Below are 20,403 nucleotides of genomic sequence, written 5' to 3'. Positions count from 1 at the left end.
ACGCCGTGCCGGCTGGTGAACGCGAAAAGACCGATTGTAGCGAATGCCTAGTCTCCCTGGCCCCGATACGGCGCCTGATGCGCCACGCGTCGTGCTCGATTCGAACGTATGGATCGACATCCTTGTCTTTAACGACATGGCGACACGCCCGATACACGACGCCTTGCGCCGCCGTGCGCTCCATGCCGTCATCGACGCACGGTGCCTCGCCGAACTCTCATACGTGCTCGACTATCCGCAATTCATGCGGCGTGCTGTCGACAAGGCCGCCGCACTTACCCACGTTGCTCAGCTTTCGACCATGACCGAGCACGCCGCGCCGCTCGTCGAAACGGCCTTGCTGCCGCGTTGTAAGGATCGCGACGACCAGAAGTTTCTCGAGCTAGCGCACGCCGCTCAGGTCGACTGGCTCGTCTCGAAAGATCGTGCGCTCTTGAAGCTCGCGAAGCGCACTGCCCGCGACTTCGGCTTCCGCATTGCACAGCCGGCACCGTTTGCGGCCGCTTGTCAGTTGCATGAGTCGTTGCGCGAATCAACCGCATGAATCCGCCGCCTTTTTGACGCCCTCCTATGAACGCACCCGACGAGCCAGCGAAACACACCCCGGACACGGCCTCTGCACCGTTGGCATCCCGTCTGCCCAATGTCGGCACGACCATTTTCACGGTAATGAGCGCGCTCGCCACCGAGCATGGCGCGGTCAACCTGGGCCAAGGGTTCCCGGACTTCGATTGCGATGCGCGCATCGTCGATGCCGTTACCGAGGCGATGCGCAACGGTCATAACCAGTACCCGCCGATGGCCGGTGCGGCGCCTTTGCGGCAGGCCATTGCGCGCAAAATCGAGGCGATGCACGGCCACCGCTACGACGCCGAAAGCGAAATTACCGTCACCGCCGGAGCGACGCAGGCGTTGCTCACTGCGATCCTCGCTACGGTGCATCCCGGCGACGAGGTCGTCGTGATCGAGCCGACCTACGATAGTTATCTGCCCTCGATCGAGCTTGCTGGCGGCAAGCCCGTTTTCGTCACGCTCGAGGCGCCCGACTACCGGATTCCGTTCGACAAGCTCGCCGCCGCGATCACGCCTCGCACGCGGCTTCTCATGATCAATACTCCGCACAATCCGACGGGCACCGTCTGGCACGCCGAAGACATGCGCCGTCTCGAGGAGATCGTGCGAAACACGAATGTGCTCATCGTCTCGGACGAAGTGTACGAGCACATGGTGTATGAAGGCGCACCGCACGAAAGCGTCGCGCGGTACCCGGAGCTCGCTGCGCGCAGCTTCGTCGTCTCGAGCTTCGGCAAGACGTTTCATGTAACGGGCTGGAAGATCGGCTATGTGGCGGCACCGGCCCCCCTCACCGCAGAATTCCGCAAGGTGCATCAGTTCAATGTGTTTACCGTGAACACACCGATGCAGATGGGGCTTGCCACGTTCCTGCGTGATCCGGCGCCCTACCTGGAGTTGCCCGCTTTTTATCAGCGCAAGCGCGATTTCTTTCGCGCGGGCTTGGCCGGCACCCGGTTCAGGCTGCTGCCCTGCGAAGGTACCTATTTTCAATGCGTCGACTACTCCGCAATCAGCGATTTGCCCGAAGTGGAGTTTTCGCAGTGGCTCGCGCGCGAAGTCGGCGTTGCGGCCATACCGGTCTCGGCGTTCTATCACGAGCCCCATGAATCGGGGGTCGTGCGCTTTTGCTTCGCGAAGCGCGAAGCAACCCTTGCGGCGGCGCTGGAGCGGCTCAGCCGCCTCTGAACATGAGTGCCGAACTGCTCGCGGATCGGCCCACAGAGAGCGAATCGACGCTCGTTCTCACCTTGTCCAATCCGGGCGCGCGCAACGCACTGCATCCGGACATGTACACAGCCGGCATCGTTGCGCTCGACAACGCTGAGCGCGACACGTCGATCCGGGCCGTCGTACTGACGGGTGCTGACGAATTCTTCTGCGCGGGGGGCAACCTCAATCGGCTTCTCGAGAACCGTGCGAAGGATCCATCGGTGCAAGCACACAGCATCGAACTGCTCGGTCAATGGATCCTCGCGCTGCGCACATCGACCAAGCCCGTCATTGCCGCAGTAGAAGGCGCGGCGGCCGGCGCCGGCTTCTCCCTCGCGCTCGCGTGCGACCTGATCGTCGCCGCCGAGGATGCGAAATTCGTCATGTCTTACGCCCGCGTCGGCCTCACGCCTGACGGTGGCGGCTCTTGGTTCCTTGCGCAATCGCTGCCGCGGCAGCTCGTCACCGAACTGTTGCTCGAGGCGAAGCCCATTTCGGCGGCCCGCCTTCATGCGCTTGGCGTCGTCAACCGGCTCGTTAAGCCCGGCCACGTGCGCGATGCGGCGATTGCATGGGCCGACGAGCTAGGCCGCGGCTCGCCGAACGCCATTGCGCGTATCAAGTCGCTCGTATCCGCAACCGGCGAGCAACCGCTTGCCGCCCATCTCGATAGCGAGCGCGATCATTTCGTCGCCTCGTTGCAGCATCGCGACGGGCTTGAAGGCATCACAGCGTTTTTGGAGAAGCGTCAGCCGCGCTATCGATAGCGAAAACCCTCAATGCGCGTACCGACGCAGGTTTTGCATCATGTGTGATCGGCCAGATCCGACCGGAGGAGACATGAAAACTGGCTCGCCCGCAGGACCCGCAAATCAGCAGGACGACGATACGGCGTCCATCGGCACAGGCACCGTCCCCGCCCCCCAGCGCTTCGATATCGAAGCGCTCTCGGCTTGGCTCGGTAAGCACATCGACGGTTTCGCCGGCCCTCTTGCTGTCGAGCAGTTCAAAGGCGGCCAGTCGAACCCGACTTTCAAGCTCGTCACGCCAGCGCGACACTACGTCATGCGTACAAAGCCGGGGCCCGCGGCACAGCTTCTACCCTCTGCGCATGCGATCGAGCGCGAGTACCGCGTGATGCGCGCACTTGCCGGCACGGACGTACCCGTGCCCGTCACGCTCGCGCTTTGCGAGGACGAAGCGGTGGTGGGCCGCGCGTTCTATGTCATGGAGCATGTTGACGGACGCGTGCTTTGGGACCCGGCGCTCCCCGGGATGAGCCGCGACGAGCGCGCAGCGATCTACGATGAGATGAACCGCGTAGTCGCAGCGCTACATGTGCTCGACGTGAAACGAGTCGGCCTGTCCGATTACGGCAAACCCGGCGACTATATCGCGCGACAGATCGCCCGCTGGAGCAAGCAGTACGAAGCATCGGAAACCGAGCCGATCGACGCGATGCGTCGGCTCATCGAATGGTTGCCCCGGCATAAGCCTGAGCCGGCACGCGACGAAGACGCGCGCGCGGCAATCGTCCACGGTGACTACCGGCTCGACAACCTGATTTTCCATCGAAGCGAGCCGCGTGTGCTGGCCGTGCTGGACTGGGAGCTCTCCACACTCGGCGATCCGATCGTCGACTTCGCCTACCATGCGATGGCATGGCATGTCGAACCGCAGCAGTTCCGCGGCATCGCAGGGCTCGATTGGACCGCACTCGGCATCCCCGACGAGGTGAGCTACGTCGCCCGCTACTGCGAGCGAACCAAACGGTCCATTTCAGGCGACTGGAACTTTTATCTCGCCTTCAACATGTTCCGGATTGCCGCGATTTTGCAGGGCATCATGAAGCGTGCGGCGGTGGGTACGGCTGCGAGCGCACAAGCCCTCGATGCGGGCCGGCAAGCGCGTCCTATGGCTGAGCTCGCCTGGGCGTATGCGCAGAAGGTTCGTTGATCAGTTCAGATTGCACGGCAAACCTCGTCCTTCTGGTGCCTATTGCCTTCCGGCCATGAAGGATGTCAACCGACAGACAAGAGGCATACGATGAACTTCGACTACTCCCCCAAGGTGGAGGCGCTGCGAGCGCGGCTCTTCGCATTCTTCGACGAACATATCTATCCGAACGAGCGCGCATACCACGAAGAAATCGCCCGCAATCGCGGCAACGGCAACGCCTGGGTGCCGACGCAGTTGATCGAGGCGTTGAAGGCACGCGCGCGCGCTGCCGGCCTTTGGAATCTCTTTTTGCCCGATTCGACGCGCGGGGCCGGTTTGACGAATCTCGAATACGCGCCGCTCGCGGAAATCATGGGGCGTGTACCGTGGGCACCCGAAGTCTTCAATTGCAACGCGCCCGACACGGGGAACATAGAAACGATCGAGCGGTACGGCACCGAGGCCCACAAGCGCGCTTGGCTCGAGCCGTTGCTGGCGGGAGAAATCCGCTCGGCCTTTCTGATGACGGAGCCGGATGTCGCCTCTTCCGACGCGACGAACATCCGCACGCGCATCGAGCGCGACGGTGAAGAGTGTGTGATCAACGGTCGCAAATGGTGGTCTTCGGGCGCCGGCGACCCGCGCTGCAAGGTCTTGATCGTCATGGGCAAGACTGATCCCGATGCGCCCAAACACGCACAGCAATCCATGATCCTCGTGCCGGCGGACACACCCGGCATCACCGTGCATCGGCCGCTTACGGTGTTCGGCTATGACGATGCACCGCACGGCCATATGGAGATCACGCTAGAAAACGTGCGCGTGCCGGCTGCCAACATCCTGCTCGGCTTCGGTCGCGGCTTCGAGATTGCGCAAGGCCGGCTCGGCCCCGGACGCATCCATCATTGCATGCGTCTTGTTGGGCTCGCCGAGCGCGCGCTCGAGCTGATGTGCCGGCGCACGAGCGAGCGCGTGGCCTTCGGCAAACCCATCGCTGCGCAAACCGTAACCCAGGAGCGTATTGCCGAATCGCGTTGCGCGATCGAGCAAGCGCGGCTCTTGACACTCAAAGCGGCCTACATGATGGACACCGTTGGCAACAAGGCGGCACGGGGCGAAATCGCTATGATCAAGGTGGTTGCACCAAATATGGCATGCCAGGTCATCGACTGGGCGATTCAGGCACACGGCGGCGGCGGCGTCAGCGACGACTTTCCGCTGGCATACGCGTACACCTTGGCGCGCACGATGCGCTTTGCGGACGGCCCCGACGAGGTCCACCGAAACGCCATCGCCAAGCTCGAGCTAGAGCGATACGCCTCACGCGTGTCGACGCATGGCTAAACCGAGTTATCTGCGCTTGACCGCCGTTACAGTGCGGTGATGACAGCGCCCGCGGCGTATCGCGGCACGGTCTGCGCAGCCCTGAGCTTCACGTTAAATATGCCCTGCAAGCACTGCCTGCAGCGGCACCACCTTCGTCAAGGAGAAAAGCAGTCATGATCGACGCATACAGCTGGGCAACGCCAAACGGCCACAAAATCCACATCATGCTCGAGGAAACCGGCCTCGAATATCGGATCCATCCGATCGATATCGGCGGCGGCGATCAGTTTAAACCCGATTTTCTCGCCGTCAGTCCAAATAACAAGATCCCGGCGATTGTCGATTCCGATGGCCCCGGCGGCAAGCCGATGTCGTTGTTTGAATCGGGGGCAATTCTGATCTATTTGGCGGAGAAGACAGGCAAGTTCTTACCGGCCGAGCCGGCTGCGCGCTATGCAACGCTGCAATGGCTCATGTTTCAGATGGGCGGCGTCGGGCCGATGCTCGGGCAGACACATCACTTTCGCATCTACGCGCCCGAGAAAATCGAGTATGCGATCAACCGCTATACGAACGAGGCAAAACGTCTGTACGGCGTGATGGATAAGCAACTCGAGAAGGCCCAACACTTGGCCGGCGACGATTACACGATCGCCGACATTGCGACGTTCCCTTGGACCCGCTCGTGGCAAAACCAAGGCATTGAGTTGGCCGCGTATCCCAACGTCAAGCGTTGGCACGAGGCGATCGCGGCTCGACCTGCCGTCGTGCGGGGTGTCGAAGTGCTCGCCTCGGTTCACAAGCCGATCACGGACGCTAAAGCCAGGGAGGTGCTTTTCGGGGCCACACAGTACGCTAAACATTAAGCTGCACGCCCCGTTACCGCGCGCCGTTGGCCGGCCCGAACATCGGGTCTCACCGCCGCCAAGCACGCAAAGCCGCACGTTTCTGCGGTTTTGAACGGGTGCCCTGCGGGTTACGCCCCGATGCCGGGGGGAATGGCTGGTGCGGTCGTGGTCGTCTGTGCAGCGCCCCGCAGGCCGAACAGGACCTTCGAGCGCACTGTCACCACCGTATCTCCGGTCTGGTTGATGCCTTCCCAGAGAAACGACACGATGCCGCGATCCGGGCGGCTGGTTGACGCGCGCTTGTCGACAATCGTATTGAAGAGATGAATCGTATCGCCGGGGCGCACGGGCTTGATCCAACGAATGTCGTCAATCCCGGGCGAACCGATCGACGTCGACTCCACGAGCAGGCCGCGCACGCAGATACCCATCATGACCGAGCAGGTGTGCCAACCACTCGCAATTAACCCGCCGAAGGGCGACGAGGCGGCGGCAGATTCATCGATGTGAAACGGCTGCGGATCGAAGCGCTCGGCGAACTCGACGATCTCTTCAGCGGTAAAGGTGTGTTCGCCAATGTCTTCCCGAGCGCCGACTACGAAGTCCTCGAAGCTCATCCCCATCGCAAGCCTCCTGTTCCGGTCAAGCCCCGGTTTAAGTCGTGCTTCGCACGATGCGCTCCCGGCATGGATCCCGGGGCTTCACGCGCATCCGGGTGAAGGCTACCGGTCATCGATGACGATCAAACGTTGTACGCCATCTGACCATCCGGCGACGAACGGCTGCGCAAAAAACCCCACCAGACCGACACTGCTTGCAGCCGCCGCAACCGTATCACTGCGGCGGCGTGGCGAGGACGTCACGCCTGCCCTTGAGGCCCAACGCTTACTGCAGCGATTCCTTGGAAGGCAAAGCACCGGGCAGTGCCATGACGTCGATCCCCTCTTCGACGAGCGAGCGTGCATCCTCGGGCGTCGCGACACCGCGAATATTGCGCGCCGGCGCCTCATCGTAATGGATGCGGCGAGCCTCCTCGGCAAAGCGATCGCCGACGTTTTCCGTTTTGTCGATGAGCTCACGCAGTGCGCGCATCGCCTGCGCCTCCAATTCACGTAGGCGCGGGGCGGCGGCCTCGGCACCGCCTTCAACCGTGCCCTCGCCGGCACGCCTACGCTGCGCCTCGCGTTCGGCGGAGCTCGTAGCGCCCGATAGGTTCAGACGCGGTGCGGACGGCACACGGCTCACCTCAGTCGCGGCACAAATCGGACATCCAACCAACTTGCGCGACAACTGCGATTCGAAGTCATCTACGGAGGCGAACCAGCCTTCGAATCGATGACCGTGTCGGCATTGCAAATCGAGGACTTTCATACTTAATCAGGCAGGAACTGCGGCTAAGTGTAGCGCGAAATCGTTTTCGGCCAACGGTAACGGGAAGCCGGCGATTCTAGCGCGCTTGCGGCCGTCGCGCGAGGCGCCCCGCGTAATCCCGCGTTAGACCCTGCAAGCCCTGGCCTACTCAGCTTCGACCGGCGTCCACTCGCCAGACAATACCTTTTCTAGCCACATCGTTCCGATGATGGTCTTCACATCCGTGATCGCACCCGTGCGAATCCACTCGATGACTTGCGACACTTCGGTGACAAACGTTTCCAGAAATTCGCCGTCGTCGAGATTGCGCTCGCCGGGTGTGAGCCCGCGCGCGAGATAGAGGTCGATGAACTCAGTGGAATACGAGATGATCGGATGAATGCGCGTGAGAAATTGATACTCGCGCGCGGTATAGCCCGTTTCCTCCTGCAGCTCGCGCTTTGCGCAAGCGAGTCCGCCTTCGTTCGCATCGAGCTTGCCGGCCGGATACTCGATCATGACGCGGCCAATCGGATAGCGGTACTGGCGTTCGAGCAGCACCCTGCCGTCGTCAAAGAGCGGAATGACCATGACCGCTCCCGGGTGCTGGACGTACTCGCGCGTCGCGTGCTTGCCGTCCGGCAGCCGCACGATATCGCGCTTGACGTGCAGAAACGAACCCTCGTGCAGGGTCTCACCTGAAAGCCGCGTCTCTGTCAGCGACGCATCGTGATCATAGTCGGGCAAGTCTGCCATACGCAGTCTCCGGTTGATTGTCTCGGTGCCGCTTGTCAGTCAGCGGCGTTTGACGAGATATTGAAACGTGAAGCCGGGAAACGCGAAAACGACGAAGAGACAAAACGTAATCGCGTAAAACTGCCAGCCTTGCTCAAAACGGTTGCCGGCACGCGCCTCCAGCATGAAGCCGAGGAGGCCGACACCGGCATACAGCAGGATCAGCTCACCGATACGAATCCAAGCGTTTTTCCTCGCTGCGCCAAACGGCACGACGGCGAAAAGACGCTGATTCAGGAACGGCACATTGGCGCCGAATACGGCCACCAGAACAACAAACCACCCAGCTGCCGACATCACAGCATCCCGGGCAGAGAGTGGCTGATGGCGTTCAGGCAGAGCGTCATCAACGGGCCAGGCATGACGCCCAGCACGAGCACGGCAATGCCGTTGGCAGCCAGCAGCCAGCGGTTGGCGAGTGGACTTTCGATGGGGGTGTTATCGAGCGGAGAATCGAAATACATCAGTTTGACGATACGCAGATAGTAAAACGCACCGAAGAGCGAGGTAATGACGGCCAGCACGACAAGCCAAGTCAACCCTGCATTCAGCGATGCTTCGAGCACGGCCAGTTTCGCATAGAAACCGACGGTCGGTGGAATGCCGGCTAGCGAGAACATCATCGCCATCATCACAAACGCGAATACCGGACTGCGCTTGTTCAAGCCTTTGAAGTCATCGAGCGATTCCGCTTCGAAGTCGCGCCGTGCGAGCAGCATGACGACACCGAACGAGCCGACTGTCGTCAACAAGTAGACAACGCTGTAGAACATCGCCGAACCGTAGGCATTGGCCATGCTGTCCGCCTTGCCGTCGATGACGCCCGCCAGCATGCCAAGCAGCACGAAGCCCATGTTCGAAATGGCCGAATAGGCAAGCAGCCGCTTGACGTTGCGCTGCGCGATGCCGGTGATGTTGCCGACAATGAGCGAGAGCGCGGCGAGAATGACGAGCATTTGCTGCCAGTCAACGGCGAGCGGCAAAAGGCCCATGACGAGAAAACGCAATCCCCACGCGAATGCGGCCACCTTCGGGCCACCGCCCACGAGCAGGGTCATGGCCGTCGGTGCGCCGTGATAGACGTCGGGGACCCACATGTGAAACGGCACGGCTCCCATCTTGAACGCGATGCCGGCCACGATGAAGATGACACCGAAGAGCAACACGGCATCGTTGATGCGCCCCGAGGCGACGGCTTTGAGCACTTCGGTGAGATCGAGCGAGCCGGTTGCGCCATAGATCATCGAAATGCCGTAGAGCAGGAAGCCCGAAGCGAGCGCACCGAGCACGTAGTACTTCATCGCCGCTTCGTTCGATTGCGACGCGTCGCGGCGCATTGCAATCGCCACATAAAGCGAGAGCGACATCAGCTCGAGCCCGAGGTACAGCGTGAGGAAGTTGCTACCCGAGATCATGACGAGCTGGCCAAGCAACGCAAACATGCCGAGCAACACGTAGTCGCCCCGGAAAAGGCCACGATCCTCCAGATACTTGCGCGAGTAGATCATCGTGACGGCGTACCCGAGCGACACGGCCGCCTTCATTGCACTCGCCAGGCCATCGACGACGTACATGTGCGAGAAGAAATAATGCGGAAGCGGATCGAAGGTGAGCGTCGCGAACCAGATGCCCGCGACAATCGACGACAGCACGCCGATCAGGTACGTGGTACGGCGTCCGGCGTCGCCGACAAACGTTTCGTTGAGCCACGCGACGACGGTGGCCACCATCAGAAGCGCATCGGGCAACAGGACAGTCATAGAGGCGTTTTGCATGGTCTTTTCATTTCTCCGCCCGCACTACTGCGGCAGCGGTGGCAGCTTCGACTGAGCGACGTGGGAAAGCAGGTCTTGCACGGATACGTGCATGACATCGGTAAAAGGCTTCGGATAGAGGCCCATGAACAGCGTCAATGCCGCTAGCACCCCGAGCACAAGAAACTCGCGGCCGTTGACGTCCGCAAGCGATTTGACGTGATCGTTGGCGATTGCGCCGAAGTAGACGCGCTTATACATCCAGAGTGTGTAGGCTGCGCCGAGAATCAGCGTGACTGCCGCGCCGGATGCGACCCAGAAATTGTGCTGGACCGCCGCGAGGATCACCATAAACTCGCCGACGAAGCCCGACGTACCCGGCAGGCCGCAATTGGCCATAGCGAAGAGCATGGCCAGCGCCGCGAATTTCGGCATGACGTTGACGACGCCACCGTAATCGGAGATTTGACGCGAGTGCATCCGATCGTAAAGCACGCCGATGCAAAGGAACATCGCGCCGGACACAAAGCCGTGCGAAATCATTTGCACGATCGCCCCTTCGGTGGCGAGCTGATTGAAGATGAAGAAGCCGAGCGTAACGAACCCCATGTGGGCGATCGACGAGTAGGCGACGAGCTTCTTCATATCGGCCTGTGCCATCGCAACGAAGCCGATGTAAATGACGGCGATCAGCGATAGCGCGATGACATACGGCGCGAGCGCATGACTTGCGTCGGGCGCGATCGGCAGCGAGAAGCGCAGGAAACCGTATGCCCCAAGTTTCAGCATGATGGCGGCAAGCACGACCGAGCCGCCTGTCGGCGCTTCCACGTGGGCATCAGGCAGCCACGTATGAACCGGCCACATCGGCACCTTCACCGCAAACGCAAGAAAGAACGCAACAAAAAGCAGCACTTGCGGCGTCATGGCGAGCGGCGCCTTTTGCCAAGTCGCGAGATCGAACGTCCCCGTTTTGTCGTAGAGGTAAATCAGCGCAACCAGCATGAGGAGCGACCCGGCGAGCGTATAGAGAAAGAACTTGAACGCCGCATAGATTCGATTCGGACCGCCCCAGATGCCGATGATGAGATACATCGGAATCAGCGTGGCCTCGAAGAAGACGAAGAACAGCAAGGCATCGGCCGCCGAAAACACCCCGACCATGATCCCCGACAAAATCAGGAATGCGGCCATGTATTGCGACACGTACTCGGTGATCACTTGCCAGCCGGCAATGACGACGATCACCGTCACGAGCGCCGTCAGTACGACGAACCACATCGAAATGCCGTCGACACCCAGGTGATAGCTGATACGGTAACGCTCAATCCAGGTGGCCTGCTCGACGAACTGAAGCGCGGAACTCGACGGGTCAAAGCCGCTTACAAGCGGCAGTGTCACGATGAGGCCGAGCACTGAGCCGATCAATGCCAGCCAGCGCGCTGGCGCCGGGTTCTTGTCGGAACCGACGGCGAGCACCCCTAGGCCAAAGACGATCGGCAACCAAATCGCAACGCTAAGTACCGGAAAAGAATCCATTCAGCATCTCCCCCATTTTTATTTGCCGCCCAAAGTGACAAACAGCGTAAGGAGCCCCAGCATGCCAATGATCATGGCAAAGGCATAGTGGTAGATATAACCGGACTGCAGAAACCGGACGACGCCAGCGAACCAGCCGATAAAGCGCGCACTGCCGTTGACGATGCCGTCGATGACCACGACGTCGCCTTCCTTCCAGAGCCCGCGGCCAATGGCTAGCGCTCCCCGGGCGAAGACGATGTCGTTGATCTTGTCCATGTAGTACTTGTTGTCGAGCAACGTGTAGATCGGCCCGAACGCGCGGCGGATCACCGCCGGCAGCTCCGGGCGCTTGAGATAGAGGAACCACGCTGTCGCAAAGCCGGCGAGCGCAAGCCATACCGGCAAGGTCGTCAGCGAATGAACGGCCATCGGAACCCAGCCATGGAACTCCTCGGCCATTTCACGCAGCGCAGGATGCTGCGCGGACATGTAGATGACCTGATCGAACGCGACGCCGTGCTGATAGAAGTTGCCGAAAAGCATCGGGCCGATCGCGATGGCACCGCTGATGACCGACGGAATGGCGAGCAGCACGAGCGGCACCCAGACAACCCACGGGGATTCGTGCGGCTCATGCGATTCGTGAGCGTGCTCCGTGTGCCCCGCCGCCTCGACGCCATGCCCGTTATAGTCCTTTGGATGGCGGAAACGCTCCTCACCGTGAAAGACCATGAAGTACATGCGGAACGAGTAAAGCGCAGTCACGAACACGCTGGCCACGACGGCGAAGTAAGCGAAGCCCGCACCCGGCAGATGCGAGAGGCCGACCGCCTCGATGATCGAATCTTTCGAGTAGAAGCCCGAGAAAAACGGCGTGCCGACCAGCGCCAGCGTGCCGACCAGCGACGTGATCCACGTGATCGGCATGTACTTGCGAAGACCGCCCATGTTGCGCATGTCTTGGTCGTGATGCATGCCGATGATGACGGAACCCGCGCCGAGGAACAGCAACGCCTTGAAGAATGCGTGCGTCATCAGGTGGAAGACGGCGGCCGAATAAGCCGACGCGCCAAGGGCGACCGTCATGTAACCGAGTTGCGACAGTGTCGAGTAAGCGACGACGCGCTTGATGTCGCTTTGGACAATACCGAGCAGGCCCATGAACAGCGCCGTGATGGCGCCGATGACCATGATGAACGAAAGCGCCGTGTCGGAAAGCTCGAAAAGCGGCGACATGCGCGTGACCATGAAGATGCCGGCCGTCACCATCGTCGCCGCGTGGATCAGCGCCGAGATCGGTGTCGGGCCTTCCATCGAATCCGGCAGCCAGACGTGCAGCGGGAACTGCGCCGACTTGCCCATGGCGCCAATGAAGAGGCAAATGCAGGCGACCGTCAAAAGGCCCCAATCCGTGCCCGGGAAGGTCAGCGCAGCGAGTTCGTTGCGCCTCGCGAAGACTTCGCCATAGTTCATGCTGCCAGCGTAGGCAAGCAGCAGGCCGATACCAAGCAGGAAGCCGAAGTCGCCTACGCGGTTCACGAGGAACGCCTTCAGGTTCGCATAGATCGCACTTTCACGCGTGAAGTAGAAGCCGATCAGCAAATACGACACGAGGCCCACCGCTTCCCAGCCGAAGAAGAGCTGCAGGAAGTTGTTGCTCATCACGAGCATCAACATCGAGAACGTGAAAAGCGAGATGTAGGAGAAGAAGCGCTCGTAGCCCTCTTCGTCGGCCATGTAGCCAATCGTATAGATGTGAACCATCAGCGACACGAAGGTCACGACACACATCATCATGGCCGTCAGCGTATCGACGAGGAAGCCGACCTCGAACTTGAGCGAGCCGACCCGCATCCACTCGTACACCGTGCCGTTGAAGCTTGCGCCGTTCATCACGTCGGCAAAGACGATCGCCGAAAGGATGAACGAGATGAAGACGCCAAGGATCGTAACCCGGTGGCTCCCCTTGCGCCCCACTACCTTGCCGCCCAGCCCCGCAATTAGCGAGCCGGCGAGCGGCGCGAGCGCGACGCCCAGCAGGAGGTTTTCATTGAGTGTCGTGGTCATTGCCGCAGTGCCCCCAAGTTAGCCTTTGAGCTGGTCGAGATCCTCGACGTTGATCGTGTCGAGGGTACGGAAGAGCGTCACGAGGATCGCAAGGCCGATCGCCGCTTCGGCCGACGCCACGGTCAGCACGAAGAACACGAAGATCTGCCCGTGCACATCGCCCCAATAATGAGAAAACGCGACGAAGTTCGTGTTCACCGCGAGCAGCATCAGCTCGATCGCCATCAGGATGATGATGACGTTGCGCCGGTTCAGAAAAATGCCGACGACACCGATCGCAAAGACGATCGCGCCGAGCACGAGGTAATGAGCCAAGGTCAACATGATTTTCTCCCCGATGCTCAGCTGTGGTTGCCGACCGTGCCGGCACCGACGTTCGCGCCAGCCTCGCCCGGCGCCTCTGGGCCCTTGCCCGTCGCGAGCGCCGTTTCCGCCGGCATCTTCACGAGACGCACGCGGTCTTGCGCGCGCACCTTCACTTGGTCACTGACGCGCTGACGCTTGGTGTCTTTGCCTTTGCGCGCCGTGAGCGCGATTGCCGCGATAATCGCGACGAGCAGTATCAGGCCCGCTACTTCGAAGGCGAACACATACTCGGTATAAAGCGTCTTCCCGATCAACAATGTGTTCGACAACGCGGCCGCACCCGCGCCGCCGGCCGCAGCCTCGCGCACCGGTGTAGTCGTCGCGCCGTAGCCATGCCAGAGAATCAGCGCAGTCTCGATCACGATGATCGCACCGACGACGGTCGCCATCGGCACAAAGCGCCTGAAGTCCTGGCGCAGCGCGTCGAGGTTGATGTCGAGCATCATCACGACAAAGAGGAACAGCACCATCACCGCGCCGACGTAGAGCAGCACGAGCAGGATCGCCAGGAACTCGGCCTCGAGCAGCATCCAGATTGCCGCCGCGTTAAAGAACGCGAGCACGAGAAAGAGCGCGGACCCGACTGGGTTGCGCGTCGTGATCACCTTCAGCCCCGACACGGTCAAGAGCAGCGCGAAGATGTAGAACAGTACGGTCGTGAATTCCATGATCACCGTTTCATCGTTGGCCCAACGTCAGCCCAGGTCTGCCCTGTGTGCGTCCCGCCATGCCGCAGCGCTCGCACAACTCGAGCTCGATTGACTCAATTTGACTCACTTCTTACCGATACGGCGCATCAGCCGCTTTCGCCGCCGCGATCTGCGCCTCGTAATGGTCTCCCACCGCAAGCAGCATATCCTTCGTGAAATACAGATCACCGCGCTTTTCGCCGTGATACTCGAGGATGTGCGTCTCGACAATCGAATCGACGGGGCAACTTTCCTCGCAGAAACCACAGAAGATGCACTTGGTCAAATCGATGTCGTAGCGGGTCGTGCGGCGTGTGTTGTCAGCACGCGGCTGCGATTCGATCGTGATCGCGAGTGCCGGGCAAATCGCTTCGCACAGCTTGCAGGCAATACAGCGCTCTTCGCCGTTCTCATAGCGGCGCAGCGCATGCAGTCCCCGGAACCGCGGCGACAGCGGCGTCTTTTCCTCAGGAAACTGAACCGTGAACTTGCGCTTGAACGCATAGCGGCCCGTCAGCGCAAGCCCCTTGAGGAGCTCGGTGAGGAAAAACGTCTTGAAGAAGTTTTGGATTGCGGTCATTTAGGTCCGCCCATTATTTCCAGATGTTCAACGGCGACATGATCCAGAACCCGACCACGATGACCCAGAGAATGGATACCGGCAGGAACACCTTCCAGCCGAGACGCATGATCTGGTCATAGCGATAACGCGGGAACGTCGCTCGCACCCAGATGAACACCGACAGGAGCAGGAACACCTTGAGGACGAGCCAGAAGATGCCAGGGATGAACGAGAGGAAACCGAACGGCGCGCTCCACCCGCCGAGAAAGAACGTAACTGCCAGTGCCGAGATCACGATCATGTTGATGTACTCGGCAAGGAAGAAGAGCGCGAAGCCCATACCCGAGTAATCGATCATGTGGCCGGCGACGATCTCCGACTCTCCTTCCACGACGTCGAATGGGTGGCGATTCGTTTCGGCGATGCCCGAAACGAAATACACGACAAAAACGGGCAGAAGCGGCAACCAGTTCCACGAGAGGAAGTTGAGGCCGAAGCTGGCGAAGATACCCCGCTCCTGCGAGCCAACGATGTCGGACAGGTTGAGGCTGCCGGAGGTCATCAACACCACGACAAGCGCAAAGCCCATCGACACTTCGTACGAGACCATCTGGGCGGCTGCACGCATCGAGCCGAGAAAGGCGTACTTCGAGTTCGAGGCCCAACCCGCAAGAATGACGCCATACACGCCGATCGAAGAGATCGCCATCACGTAGAGCAGCCCGGCATTGATGTTGCCTAGCACCACGTCGGCCTGGAACGGGATCACGGCCCATATGGCAAACGCGGGCACGACCGTCATGATCGGCGCGATCAGATAAAACCAGCGGTTGGCGGCGCTCGGCTGAATGACTTCCTTCAGCAGCAGCTTCAGCACGTCGGCAATCGGCTGCAGCAGCCCTGCCGGGCCGACGCGATTCGGGCCGAGCCGCACATGCATCCAGCCGATCAGCTTACGCTCCCAGAGAATCAGGTAGGCCACGCAAAGGAGAATGACAACGGACACCACGAGGATGCGCACAAGCGTCCAGACGGTGGGCCATGCCGCGCCGAGCACTTCGGTGCCGCCCGCATTGATCGTATCGTACAAGGTCATTTAGGCCCTCTCCACCACCAGTTCGCCGAACATGCCGCCGAGCGCCGCGCTGGCAGGCGTTGCTGCGGGCATACGGACAACCGTTGCGGCCAAGTCGGCGTCGCGCACCGCGCTTGCCACGACCGCATGCTCACCCTGGCGCACCCGGACGGCATCGCCCTCTTTCAACCCCAGCTTGTCGAAGACTGCCGCGGGCAGGCCGACCGTATGCGCTGCGCGCGCCGCTACCGTCAGCTGGAGCGAGTGTGCACGGCGTACGAGCGGATCGGCGTGATAGATCGGCACGTCGGCAATGCGCTCGAAGGCGCCGGCATCCGCCGGTTTCATCGACTGACCCGGCCATGTCGGCGCAACGTCGATGCGGCTGGAAAGCTTTTCCGAAACCACTCCGTCGCCGATCGCCGCACGGCGGGCGTCGTCTACCGTGTCATAGTCGAAACCGGGCAGGCCGAGTACGTTGCCGAGCACGCGCAGCACCTTCCAGCCAGGGCGCGTTTCCCGGTGCGGGCGCACGATGCCGTTGAACGTTTGCAGCGTTCCCTGGGCATTCACGAACGCGCCGGCTGTTTCGGTGAACGGTGCGATCGGCAGCAGCACGTCGGCATACTCGGTGCCGCACTTGAACGGCGTCAGCATCACAACGGCTTCGGCCTGCTGGAGGGCCGCAATCGCCGCTGCCGGATTGGCCGTGTCGAACTCGGGTTCGACGTTGAGGAGCAGGTAGCCCTTGCGCGGGGCCTCGAAGACATCGCGCGCGTTGAGTCCGCCCGCGTCGGGGAGTGCACCGACGAGATGAGCGCCGACGGTATTCGCCGCCTCGGTCAGAAAACCGAGCGTCGCGCCGGTGTGATCGGCCACCCATTGCGCGAGCGCGTGAATGCGCGAAAAGTCGGGATGCTGTACAGCGCTGTTGCCGAGCAACACGACGCGACGCTCGCCGCTCATCAGTGCTGCCGCAACGTCTTGTGCAGCGGCCGATACGTCCACGTCCCCGAAGCCTTCCGGGAGCGCGGCACCCGACGCGCGCGAGACGGCCGCCGCAATACCGGCCAGCGCGGCGAGCCACTGCGACGGCGCGGCGACGATCGCCTTCGCGCTCGGGATCAAGGAACAATCGCCCGTCGCGTGCAGCAGATGAATCGCCGCACCGGTCTTGGCCGCCTGGCGCAGGCGGGCGGCCATGAGCGGCTGGTCGCGGCGCAGGAATGAACCGATGATGAGCGCGGCGTCGAGCGTCGACAGATCGGCGAGCGGCATGCCGAGCCACGGCGCACCCGCAGGTGCCGCCGAGAAGTCGGACTGGCGCAGACGGAAATCGACGTTCGGCGTGCCGAGCGACTTCGCGAGCTGCTTGAGCAGAAACAGTTCTTCAACCGTGCTGTGCGGGCTGCCGAGCATCGCGAGCGCGTTCGCGCCGTGCTCGGCCGAGATGCCCTTGATCGCTTTCGCGACATAGTCGAGCGCCGTTTGCCAGTCGGTTTCAATCCACTCGCCGTCCTGCTTGATCATGGGCTGAGTGAGACGCTCTTCGCTATTGAGGCCTTCGTACGAAAAACGGTCCTTGTCCGAAATCCAGCACTCGTTGATCGCTTCGTTTTCGAGCGGCAGCACGCGCATCACGCGATTGTTCTTCACCTGAACGACGAGGTTGGCGCCGACCGAATCGTGCGGGCTCAACGATTTGCGTCGTGACAGTTCCCACGTGCGGGCGCTGAAGCGGAACGGCTTGCTCGTCAGCGCCCCGACCGGGCATAGATCGATCATGTTGCCGGAGAGCTCGGAATCAACCGTCTTGCCGACGAAGGTCGTGATTTCCGAATGCTCGCCGCGCCCCAGCATGCCGAACTCCATGACGCCGGCGACTTCCTGGCCGAAGCGCACGCAGCGGGTGCAGTGAATACAGCGGGTCATCTCTTCCATCGAGATGAGCGGGCCGACGTTCTTGTGAAAAACAACGCGCTTTTCCTCGCTGTAGCGCGAGGCCGACTTGCCGTAGCCGACAGCGAGATCCTGCAACTGGCATTCACCGCCCTGGTCGCAAATCGGGCAATCGAGCGGGTGGTTGACGAGCAGGAATTCCATCACCGCCTGCTGAGCCTTCACCGCTTTGTCCGATGTCGTGCGCACCACCATGCCGGCGGACACCGGCGTCGCACACGCCGGCACGGCCTTCGGCATCTTTTCGACATCGACGAGGCACATCCGGCAGTTGGCCGCGATCGAAAGCTTCTTGTGGTAGCAGAAGTGAGGCACGTAGGTGTCGGCCTTATGCGCAGCCTGGATCACCATGCTGCCCTCGGGCACCTCGACCTTCTTTCCGTCTATTTCAAGTTCAACCATGATGGTGAATGGTCCTTAACCGATTTACCGCTCGATCATCCGCTCGCGTCCTGCCTGCCGCTCGTGCGGCGAGCGTTCGATGAGGCGATGCAATGCTTGGCCGTTGCCGACACCGCGCGTGGCCCAAGGCTCCGTTACGCGAGCGCCGCCTCAGCCGGAGTGTTCGCGCCTGCATGCCCGCCAACGAGGCAACGCTTGTGCTCGACGTGGTATTCGAATTCGTTCCAGTAGTGCTTGAGCATGCCGCGCACCGGCATGGCCGCCGCATCGCCGAGCGCGCATATCGTGCGACCCATGATGTTTTCGGCGACCGAATTCAGAAGGTCGAGATCCTCCTTGCGACCCTGGCCGTGCTCGATCCGGTTGACGACGCGCCACAGCCACCCCGTGCCTTCGCGGCACGGCGTGCATTGGCCACACGATTCCTCGTAATAGAAGTACGACAGGCGCAGGAGCGAGCGCACCATGCAGCGAGTCTCGTCCATGACAATGACAGCGCCCGAACCGAGCATCGAGCCGACCTTCGCGATCGAGTCGTAATCCATGTCGGTCTGCATCATGATATCGCCTGGCACGACCGGCGCCGAAGAACCGCCAGGAATGACGGCCTTCAACTTTTTGCCGCCGCGCACGCCGCCCGCGAGCTCCATCACCGTGGCGAACGGCGTGCCGAGCGGCACCTCGTAGTTGCCGGGGCGCTCGACGTCGCCGGACACGGAAAAGATCTTTGTGCCGCCGTTGTTCGGTTTGCCAAGCTCCAGGTAGGTCTGGGGGCCGACGGCAAGAATGAACGGCACCGCAGCGAAGGTCTCCGTGTTGTTGATCGTCGTCGGCTTGCCGTAGACGCCGAAGCTCGCCGGAAATGGTGGCTTGAAACGCGGCTGACCTTTCTTGCCCTCGAGCGATTCGAGCAGCGCCGTCTCTTCGCCGCAAATATAAGCACCGTACCCGTGGTGAGCGTGGAGCTGGAACGAGAAACCCGAACCCAGAATATTTTCGCCCAGCAAACCGGCGCGTCGCGCTTCTTCGAGCGCCGCTTCAAAACGCCGGTACACCTCGAAGATCTCGCCGTGGATGTAGTTGTAGCCGACCGTGATGCCCATGGCGTAGGCACCGATCGCCATGCCCTCGATCACGGCATGCGGGTTCCAACGCAAAATATCGCGATCCTTGAATGTACCGGGCTCGCCTTCATCCGAGTTGCAGACCAGATACTTCTGTCCCGGGAATTGCCGGGGCATGAAGCTCCATTTGAGGCCTGTCGGGAAGCCAGCACCGCCGCGACCACGCAAGCCTGACGCCTTGACATCGGCAATAACCTGCTCGGGCGGAACCTTCCCTTCGAGGATGCGGCGCAATTGTTGATAGCCGCCGCGCGCGACGTAGTCCTCGAGATGCCAGTTCTCGCCATTCAGGCCTGCGAGGATCAGCGGTTTGATGTGACGATCGTGCAAAGACGTCATTTCGAAAGCTCCTCGAGCAACTCGTCGATCTTCTCGCGGCTCATGAAGCTGCACATGCGATGGTTATTCACGAGCAGCACCGGTGCATCGCCACACGCGCCAAAGCACTCGCCCTCCTTGAGCGTGAACTTGCCGTCGGGCGTGGTTTCACCGAAGCCGATCCCGAGCCTTTCCTTCAGATACCCGGCCGCGCTCTCGGCACCGCCGTCGGGCCCCAACTGGCACGGCAGATTCGTGCAAAGGGTGATCTTGTGCTTACCGACCGGCTGTGTCTCGTACATCGTGTAAAACGTCGCCACCTCCTGGACCGCGACGGCCGGCATCTCGAGGTAATCCGCGACGTACTGCATGAGCTCGGGCGAAAGCCAGCCGTGCTCCTCTTGAGCAACGGCCAGCGCCGCCATCACGGCGGATTGCTTCTGATCGGCGGGATACTTCGCAATCACGCGATCGATTTCCTTCAGGCCTTCAGCTGAGATCATTTTCAGACACGACTCTCTCAA

General features: G+C 61.3%; 20 protein-coding genes. 6 read left to right on the top strand and 14 right to left on the bottom strand.

Features of this window, described 5'->3' with window-relative positions:
* The first annotated feature begins 43 nt into the window (after window positions 1-43).
* The 6 genes from VL598_RS00475 to VL598_RS00450 all read left to right on the top strand — a co-directional run bounded on the left by VL598_RS00475 (window position 44) and on the right by VL598_RS00450 (window position 5,915).
* Window positions 44-544 carry a putative toxin-antitoxin system toxin component, PIN family gene (locus tag VL598_RS00475; protein WP_325324733.1) on the top strand — a complete coding sequence of 167 codons (501 nt, stop codon included), beginning with the start codon at window positions 44-46 and terminating at the stop codon, window positions 542-544.
* 26 nt (window positions 545-570) lie between these two features.
* Window positions 571-1,761 (top strand): pyridoxal phosphate-dependent aminotransferase, encoded by a 1,191-nt coding sequence (locus tag VL598_RS00470; protein WP_325324732.1) that lies wholly within the window; start codon window positions 571-573, stop codon window positions 1,759-1,761.
* 2 nt (window positions 1,762-1,763) lie between these two features.
* Window positions 1,764-2,552 (top strand): oxepin-CoA hydrolase, alternative type, encoded by a 789-nt coding sequence (locus tag VL598_RS00465; protein ID WP_325324731.1) that lies wholly within the window; start codon window positions 1,764-1,766, stop codon window positions 2,550-2,552.
* 73 nt (window positions 2,553-2,625) lie between these two features.
* Window positions 2,626-3,741, top strand: coding sequence for a phosphotransferase (locus VL598_RS00460; RefSeq protein WP_325324730.1), 1,116 nt, complete (start codon window positions 2,626-2,628; stop codon window positions 3,739-3,741).
* 90 nt (window positions 3,742-3,831) lie between these two features.
* Entirely contained in the window at window positions 3,832-5,067 is a 1,236-nt protein-coding gene (locus tag VL598_RS00455; protein WP_325324729.1) for an acyl-CoA dehydrogenase family protein, read from the top strand.
* 155 nt (window positions 5,068-5,222) lie between these two features.
* A complete protein-coding gene (locus VL598_RS00450) occupies window positions 5,223-5,915 on the top strand; it encodes a glutathione binding-like protein (RefSeq protein ID WP_325324728.1) in 693 nt (230 codons plus the stop codon).
* A 110-nt stretch (window positions 5,916-6,025) separates the two neighbouring features.
* Here the strand turns inward: VL598_RS00450 and VL598_RS00445 are convergent, their stop codons facing one another.
* From VL598_RS00445 to nuoE, 14 genes are all read right to left on the bottom strand, one after another.
* Complete coding sequence (locus tag VL598_RS00445; RefSeq protein WP_325324740.1) at window positions 6,026-6,589, bottom strand: MaoC family dehydratase; 564 nt, start codon at window positions 6,587-6,589, stop codon at window positions 6,026-6,028.
* A gap of 193 nt (window positions 6,590-6,782) precedes the next feature.
* The gene (locus tag VL598_RS00440; RefSeq protein WP_325324727.1) at window positions 6,783-7,268 is read right to left on the bottom strand and encodes a DUF1178 family protein; all 486 of its coding nucleotides are present in this window, start codon (window positions 7,266-7,268) and stop codon (window positions 6,783-6,785) included.
* A 144-nt stretch (window positions 7,269-7,412) separates the two neighbouring features.
* Window positions 7,413-8,003 carry an NUDIX hydrolase gene (locus VL598_RS00435; RefSeq protein WP_325324726.1) on the bottom strand — a complete coding sequence of 197 codons (591 nt, stop codon included), beginning with the start codon at window positions 8,001-8,003 and terminating at the stop codon, window positions 7,413-7,415.
* A 39-nt stretch (window positions 8,004-8,042) separates the two neighbouring features.
* Entirely contained in the window at window positions 8,043-8,339 is a 297-nt protein-coding gene (locus VL598_RS00430; RefSeq protein ID WP_325324725.1) for a DUF2818 family protein, read from the bottom strand.
* Entirely contained in the window at window positions 8,339-9,817 is a 1,479-nt protein-coding gene (nuoN, locus tag VL598_RS00425; RefSeq protein WP_325324724.1) for an NADH-quinone oxidoreductase subunit NuoN, read from the bottom strand. Before nuoN ends, VL598_RS00430 begins: the two co-directional genes overlap by 1 nt.
* 24 nt (window positions 9,818-9,841) lie before the next feature.
* On the bottom strand, window positions 9,842-11,335 hold the full coding sequence (locus VL598_RS00420; protein ID WP_325324723.1) for an NADH-quinone oxidoreductase subunit M: 1,494 nt from the start codon (window positions 11,333-11,335) through the stop codon (window positions 9,842-9,844).
* A gap of 18 nt (window positions 11,336-11,353) precedes the next feature.
* Complete coding sequence (nuoL, locus tag VL598_RS00415) at window positions 11,354-13,384, bottom strand: NADH-quinone oxidoreductase subunit L (protein ID WP_325324722.1); 2,031 nt, start codon at window positions 13,382-13,384, stop codon at window positions 11,354-11,356.
* 18 nt (window positions 13,385-13,402) lie between these two features.
* Entirely contained in the window at window positions 13,403-13,708 is a 306-nt protein-coding gene (gene nuoK, locus VL598_RS00410; RefSeq protein ID WP_325324721.1) for an NADH-quinone oxidoreductase subunit NuoK, read from the bottom strand.
* A 17-nt stretch (window positions 13,709-13,725) separates the two neighbouring features.
* Window positions 13,726-14,418, bottom strand: a complete 693-nt coding sequence (locus VL598_RS00405; protein ID WP_325324720.1) for an NADH-quinone oxidoreductase subunit J — start codon at window positions 14,416-14,418, stop codon at window positions 13,726-13,728.
* A 112-nt stretch (window positions 14,419-14,530) separates the two neighbouring features.
* On the bottom strand, window positions 14,531-15,019 hold the full coding sequence (nuoI, locus tag VL598_RS00400; RefSeq protein ID WP_325324719.1) for an NADH-quinone oxidoreductase subunit NuoI: 489 nt from the start codon (window positions 15,017-15,019) through the stop codon (window positions 14,531-14,533).
* A gap of 13 nt (window positions 15,020-15,032) precedes the next feature.
* Window positions 15,033-16,097: an NADH-quinone oxidoreductase subunit NuoH gene (gene nuoH, locus VL598_RS00395; RefSeq protein ID WP_325324718.1), complete on the bottom strand. Its 1,065-nt coding sequence runs from the start codon at window positions 16,095-16,097 to the stop codon at window positions 15,033-15,035.
* On the bottom strand, window positions 16,098-18,437 hold the full coding sequence (gene nuoG / locus VL598_RS00390; protein ID WP_325324717.1) for an NADH-quinone oxidoreductase subunit NuoG: 2,340 nt from the start codon (window positions 18,435-18,437) through the stop codon (window positions 16,098-16,100).
* A 134-nt stretch (window positions 18,438-18,571) separates the two neighbouring features.
* Window positions 18,572-19,900: an NADH-quinone oxidoreductase subunit NuoF gene (gene nuoF / locus VL598_RS00385; RefSeq protein ID WP_325324716.1), complete on the bottom strand. Its 1,329-nt coding sequence runs from the start codon at window positions 19,898-19,900 to the stop codon at window positions 18,572-18,574.
* Window positions 19,897-20,382 (bottom strand): NADH-quinone oxidoreductase subunit NuoE, encoded by a 486-nt coding sequence (gene nuoE / locus VL598_RS00380; protein ID WP_325324715.1) that lies wholly within the window; start codon window positions 20,380-20,382, stop codon window positions 19,897-19,899. The genes nuoF and nuoE overlap by 4 nt, the downstream gene beginning before the upstream one ends.
* Window positions 20,383-20,403: the final 21 nt, after the last annotated feature.

Origin of the sequence: Trinickia sp. (genome assembly GCF_035492435.1) — a bacterium.
GTDB lineage: Bacteria > Pseudomonadota > Gammaproteobacteria > Burkholderiales > Burkholderiaceae > Trinickia.
Note: the sequence above shows the minus strand (reverse complement) of the source record. Positions and strands in the feature narration are given on the sequence as shown.

What these genes read in the sequence shown, in the direction of transcription:
- VL598_RS00420 (WP_325324723.1), bottom strand. Translation starts at nt 11,335, where the DNA reads ATGGATTCTTTTCCGGTACTTAGCGTTGCGATTTGGTTGCCGATCGTC.
- VL598_RS00405 (WP_325324720.1), bottom strand. Translation starts at nt 14,418, where the DNA reads ATGGAATTCACGACCGTACTGTTCTACATCTTCGCGCTGCTCTTGACC.
- VL598_RS00450 (WP_325324728.1), top strand. Translation starts at nt 5,223, where the DNA reads ATGATCGACGCATACAGCTGGGCAACGCCAAACGGCCACAAAATCCAC.
- VL598_RS00460 (WP_325324730.1), top strand. Translation starts at nt 2,626, where the DNA reads ATGAAAACTGGCTCGCCCGCAGGACCCGCAAATCAGCAGGACGACGAT.
- nuoI (WP_325324719.1), bottom strand. Translation starts at nt 15,019, where the DNA reads ATGACCGCAATCCAAAACTTCTTCAAGACGTTTTTCCTCACCGAGCTC.
- VL598_RS00440 (WP_325324727.1), bottom strand. Translation starts at nt 7,268, where the DNA reads ATGAAAGTCCTCGATTTGCAATGCCGACACGGTCATCGATTCGAAGGC.
- nuoG (WP_325324717.1), bottom strand. Translation starts at nt 18,437, where the DNA reads ATGGTTGAACTTGAAATAGACGGAAAGAAGGTCGAGGTGCCCGAGGGC.
- nuoN (WP_325324724.1), bottom strand. Translation starts at nt 9,817, where the DNA reads ATGCAAAACGCCTCTATGACTGTCCTGTTGCCCGATGCGCTTCTGATG.
- nuoL (WP_325324722.1), bottom strand. Translation starts at nt 13,384, where the DNA reads ATGACCACGACACTCAATGAAAACCTCCTGCTGGGCGTCGCGCTCGCG.
- VL598_RS00435 (WP_325324726.1), bottom strand. Translation starts at nt 8,003, where the DNA reads ATGGCAGACTTGCCCGACTATGATCACGATGCGTCGCTGACAGAGACG.
- nuoF (WP_325324716.1), bottom strand. Translation starts at nt 19,900, where the DNA reads ATGACGTCTTTGCACGATCGTCACATCAAACCGCTGATCCTCGCAGGC.
- nuoE (WP_325324715.1), bottom strand. Translation starts at nt 20,382, where the DNA reads ATGATCTCAGCTGAAGGCCTGAAGGAAATCGATCGCGTGATTGCGAAG.
- VL598_RS00430 (WP_325324725.1), bottom strand. Translation starts at nt 8,339, where the DNA reads ATGTCGGCAGCTGGGTGGTTTGTTGTTCTGGTGGCCGTATTCGGCGCC.
- VL598_RS00470 (WP_325324732.1), top strand. Translation starts at nt 571, where the DNA reads ATGAACGCACCCGACGAGCCAGCGAAACACACCCCGGACACGGCCTCT.
- nuoH (WP_325324718.1), bottom strand. Translation starts at nt 16,097, where the DNA reads ATGACCTTGTACGATACGATCAATGCGGGCGGCACCGAAGTGCTCGGC.
- VL598_RS00465 (WP_325324731.1), top strand. Translation starts at nt 1,764, where the DNA reads ATGAGTGCCGAACTGCTCGCGGATCGGCCCACAGAGAGCGAATCGACG.
- VL598_RS00475 (WP_325324733.1), top strand. Translation starts at nt 44, where the DNA reads ATGCCTAGTCTCCCTGGCCCCGATACGGCGCCTGATGCGCCACGCGTC.
- VL598_RS00455 (WP_325324729.1), top strand. Translation starts at nt 3,832, where the DNA reads ATGAACTTCGACTACTCCCCCAAGGTGGAGGCGCTGCGAGCGCGGCTC.
- nuoK (WP_325324721.1), bottom strand. Translation starts at nt 13,708, where the DNA reads ATGTTGACCTTGGCTCATTACCTCGTGCTCGGCGCGATCGTCTTTGCG.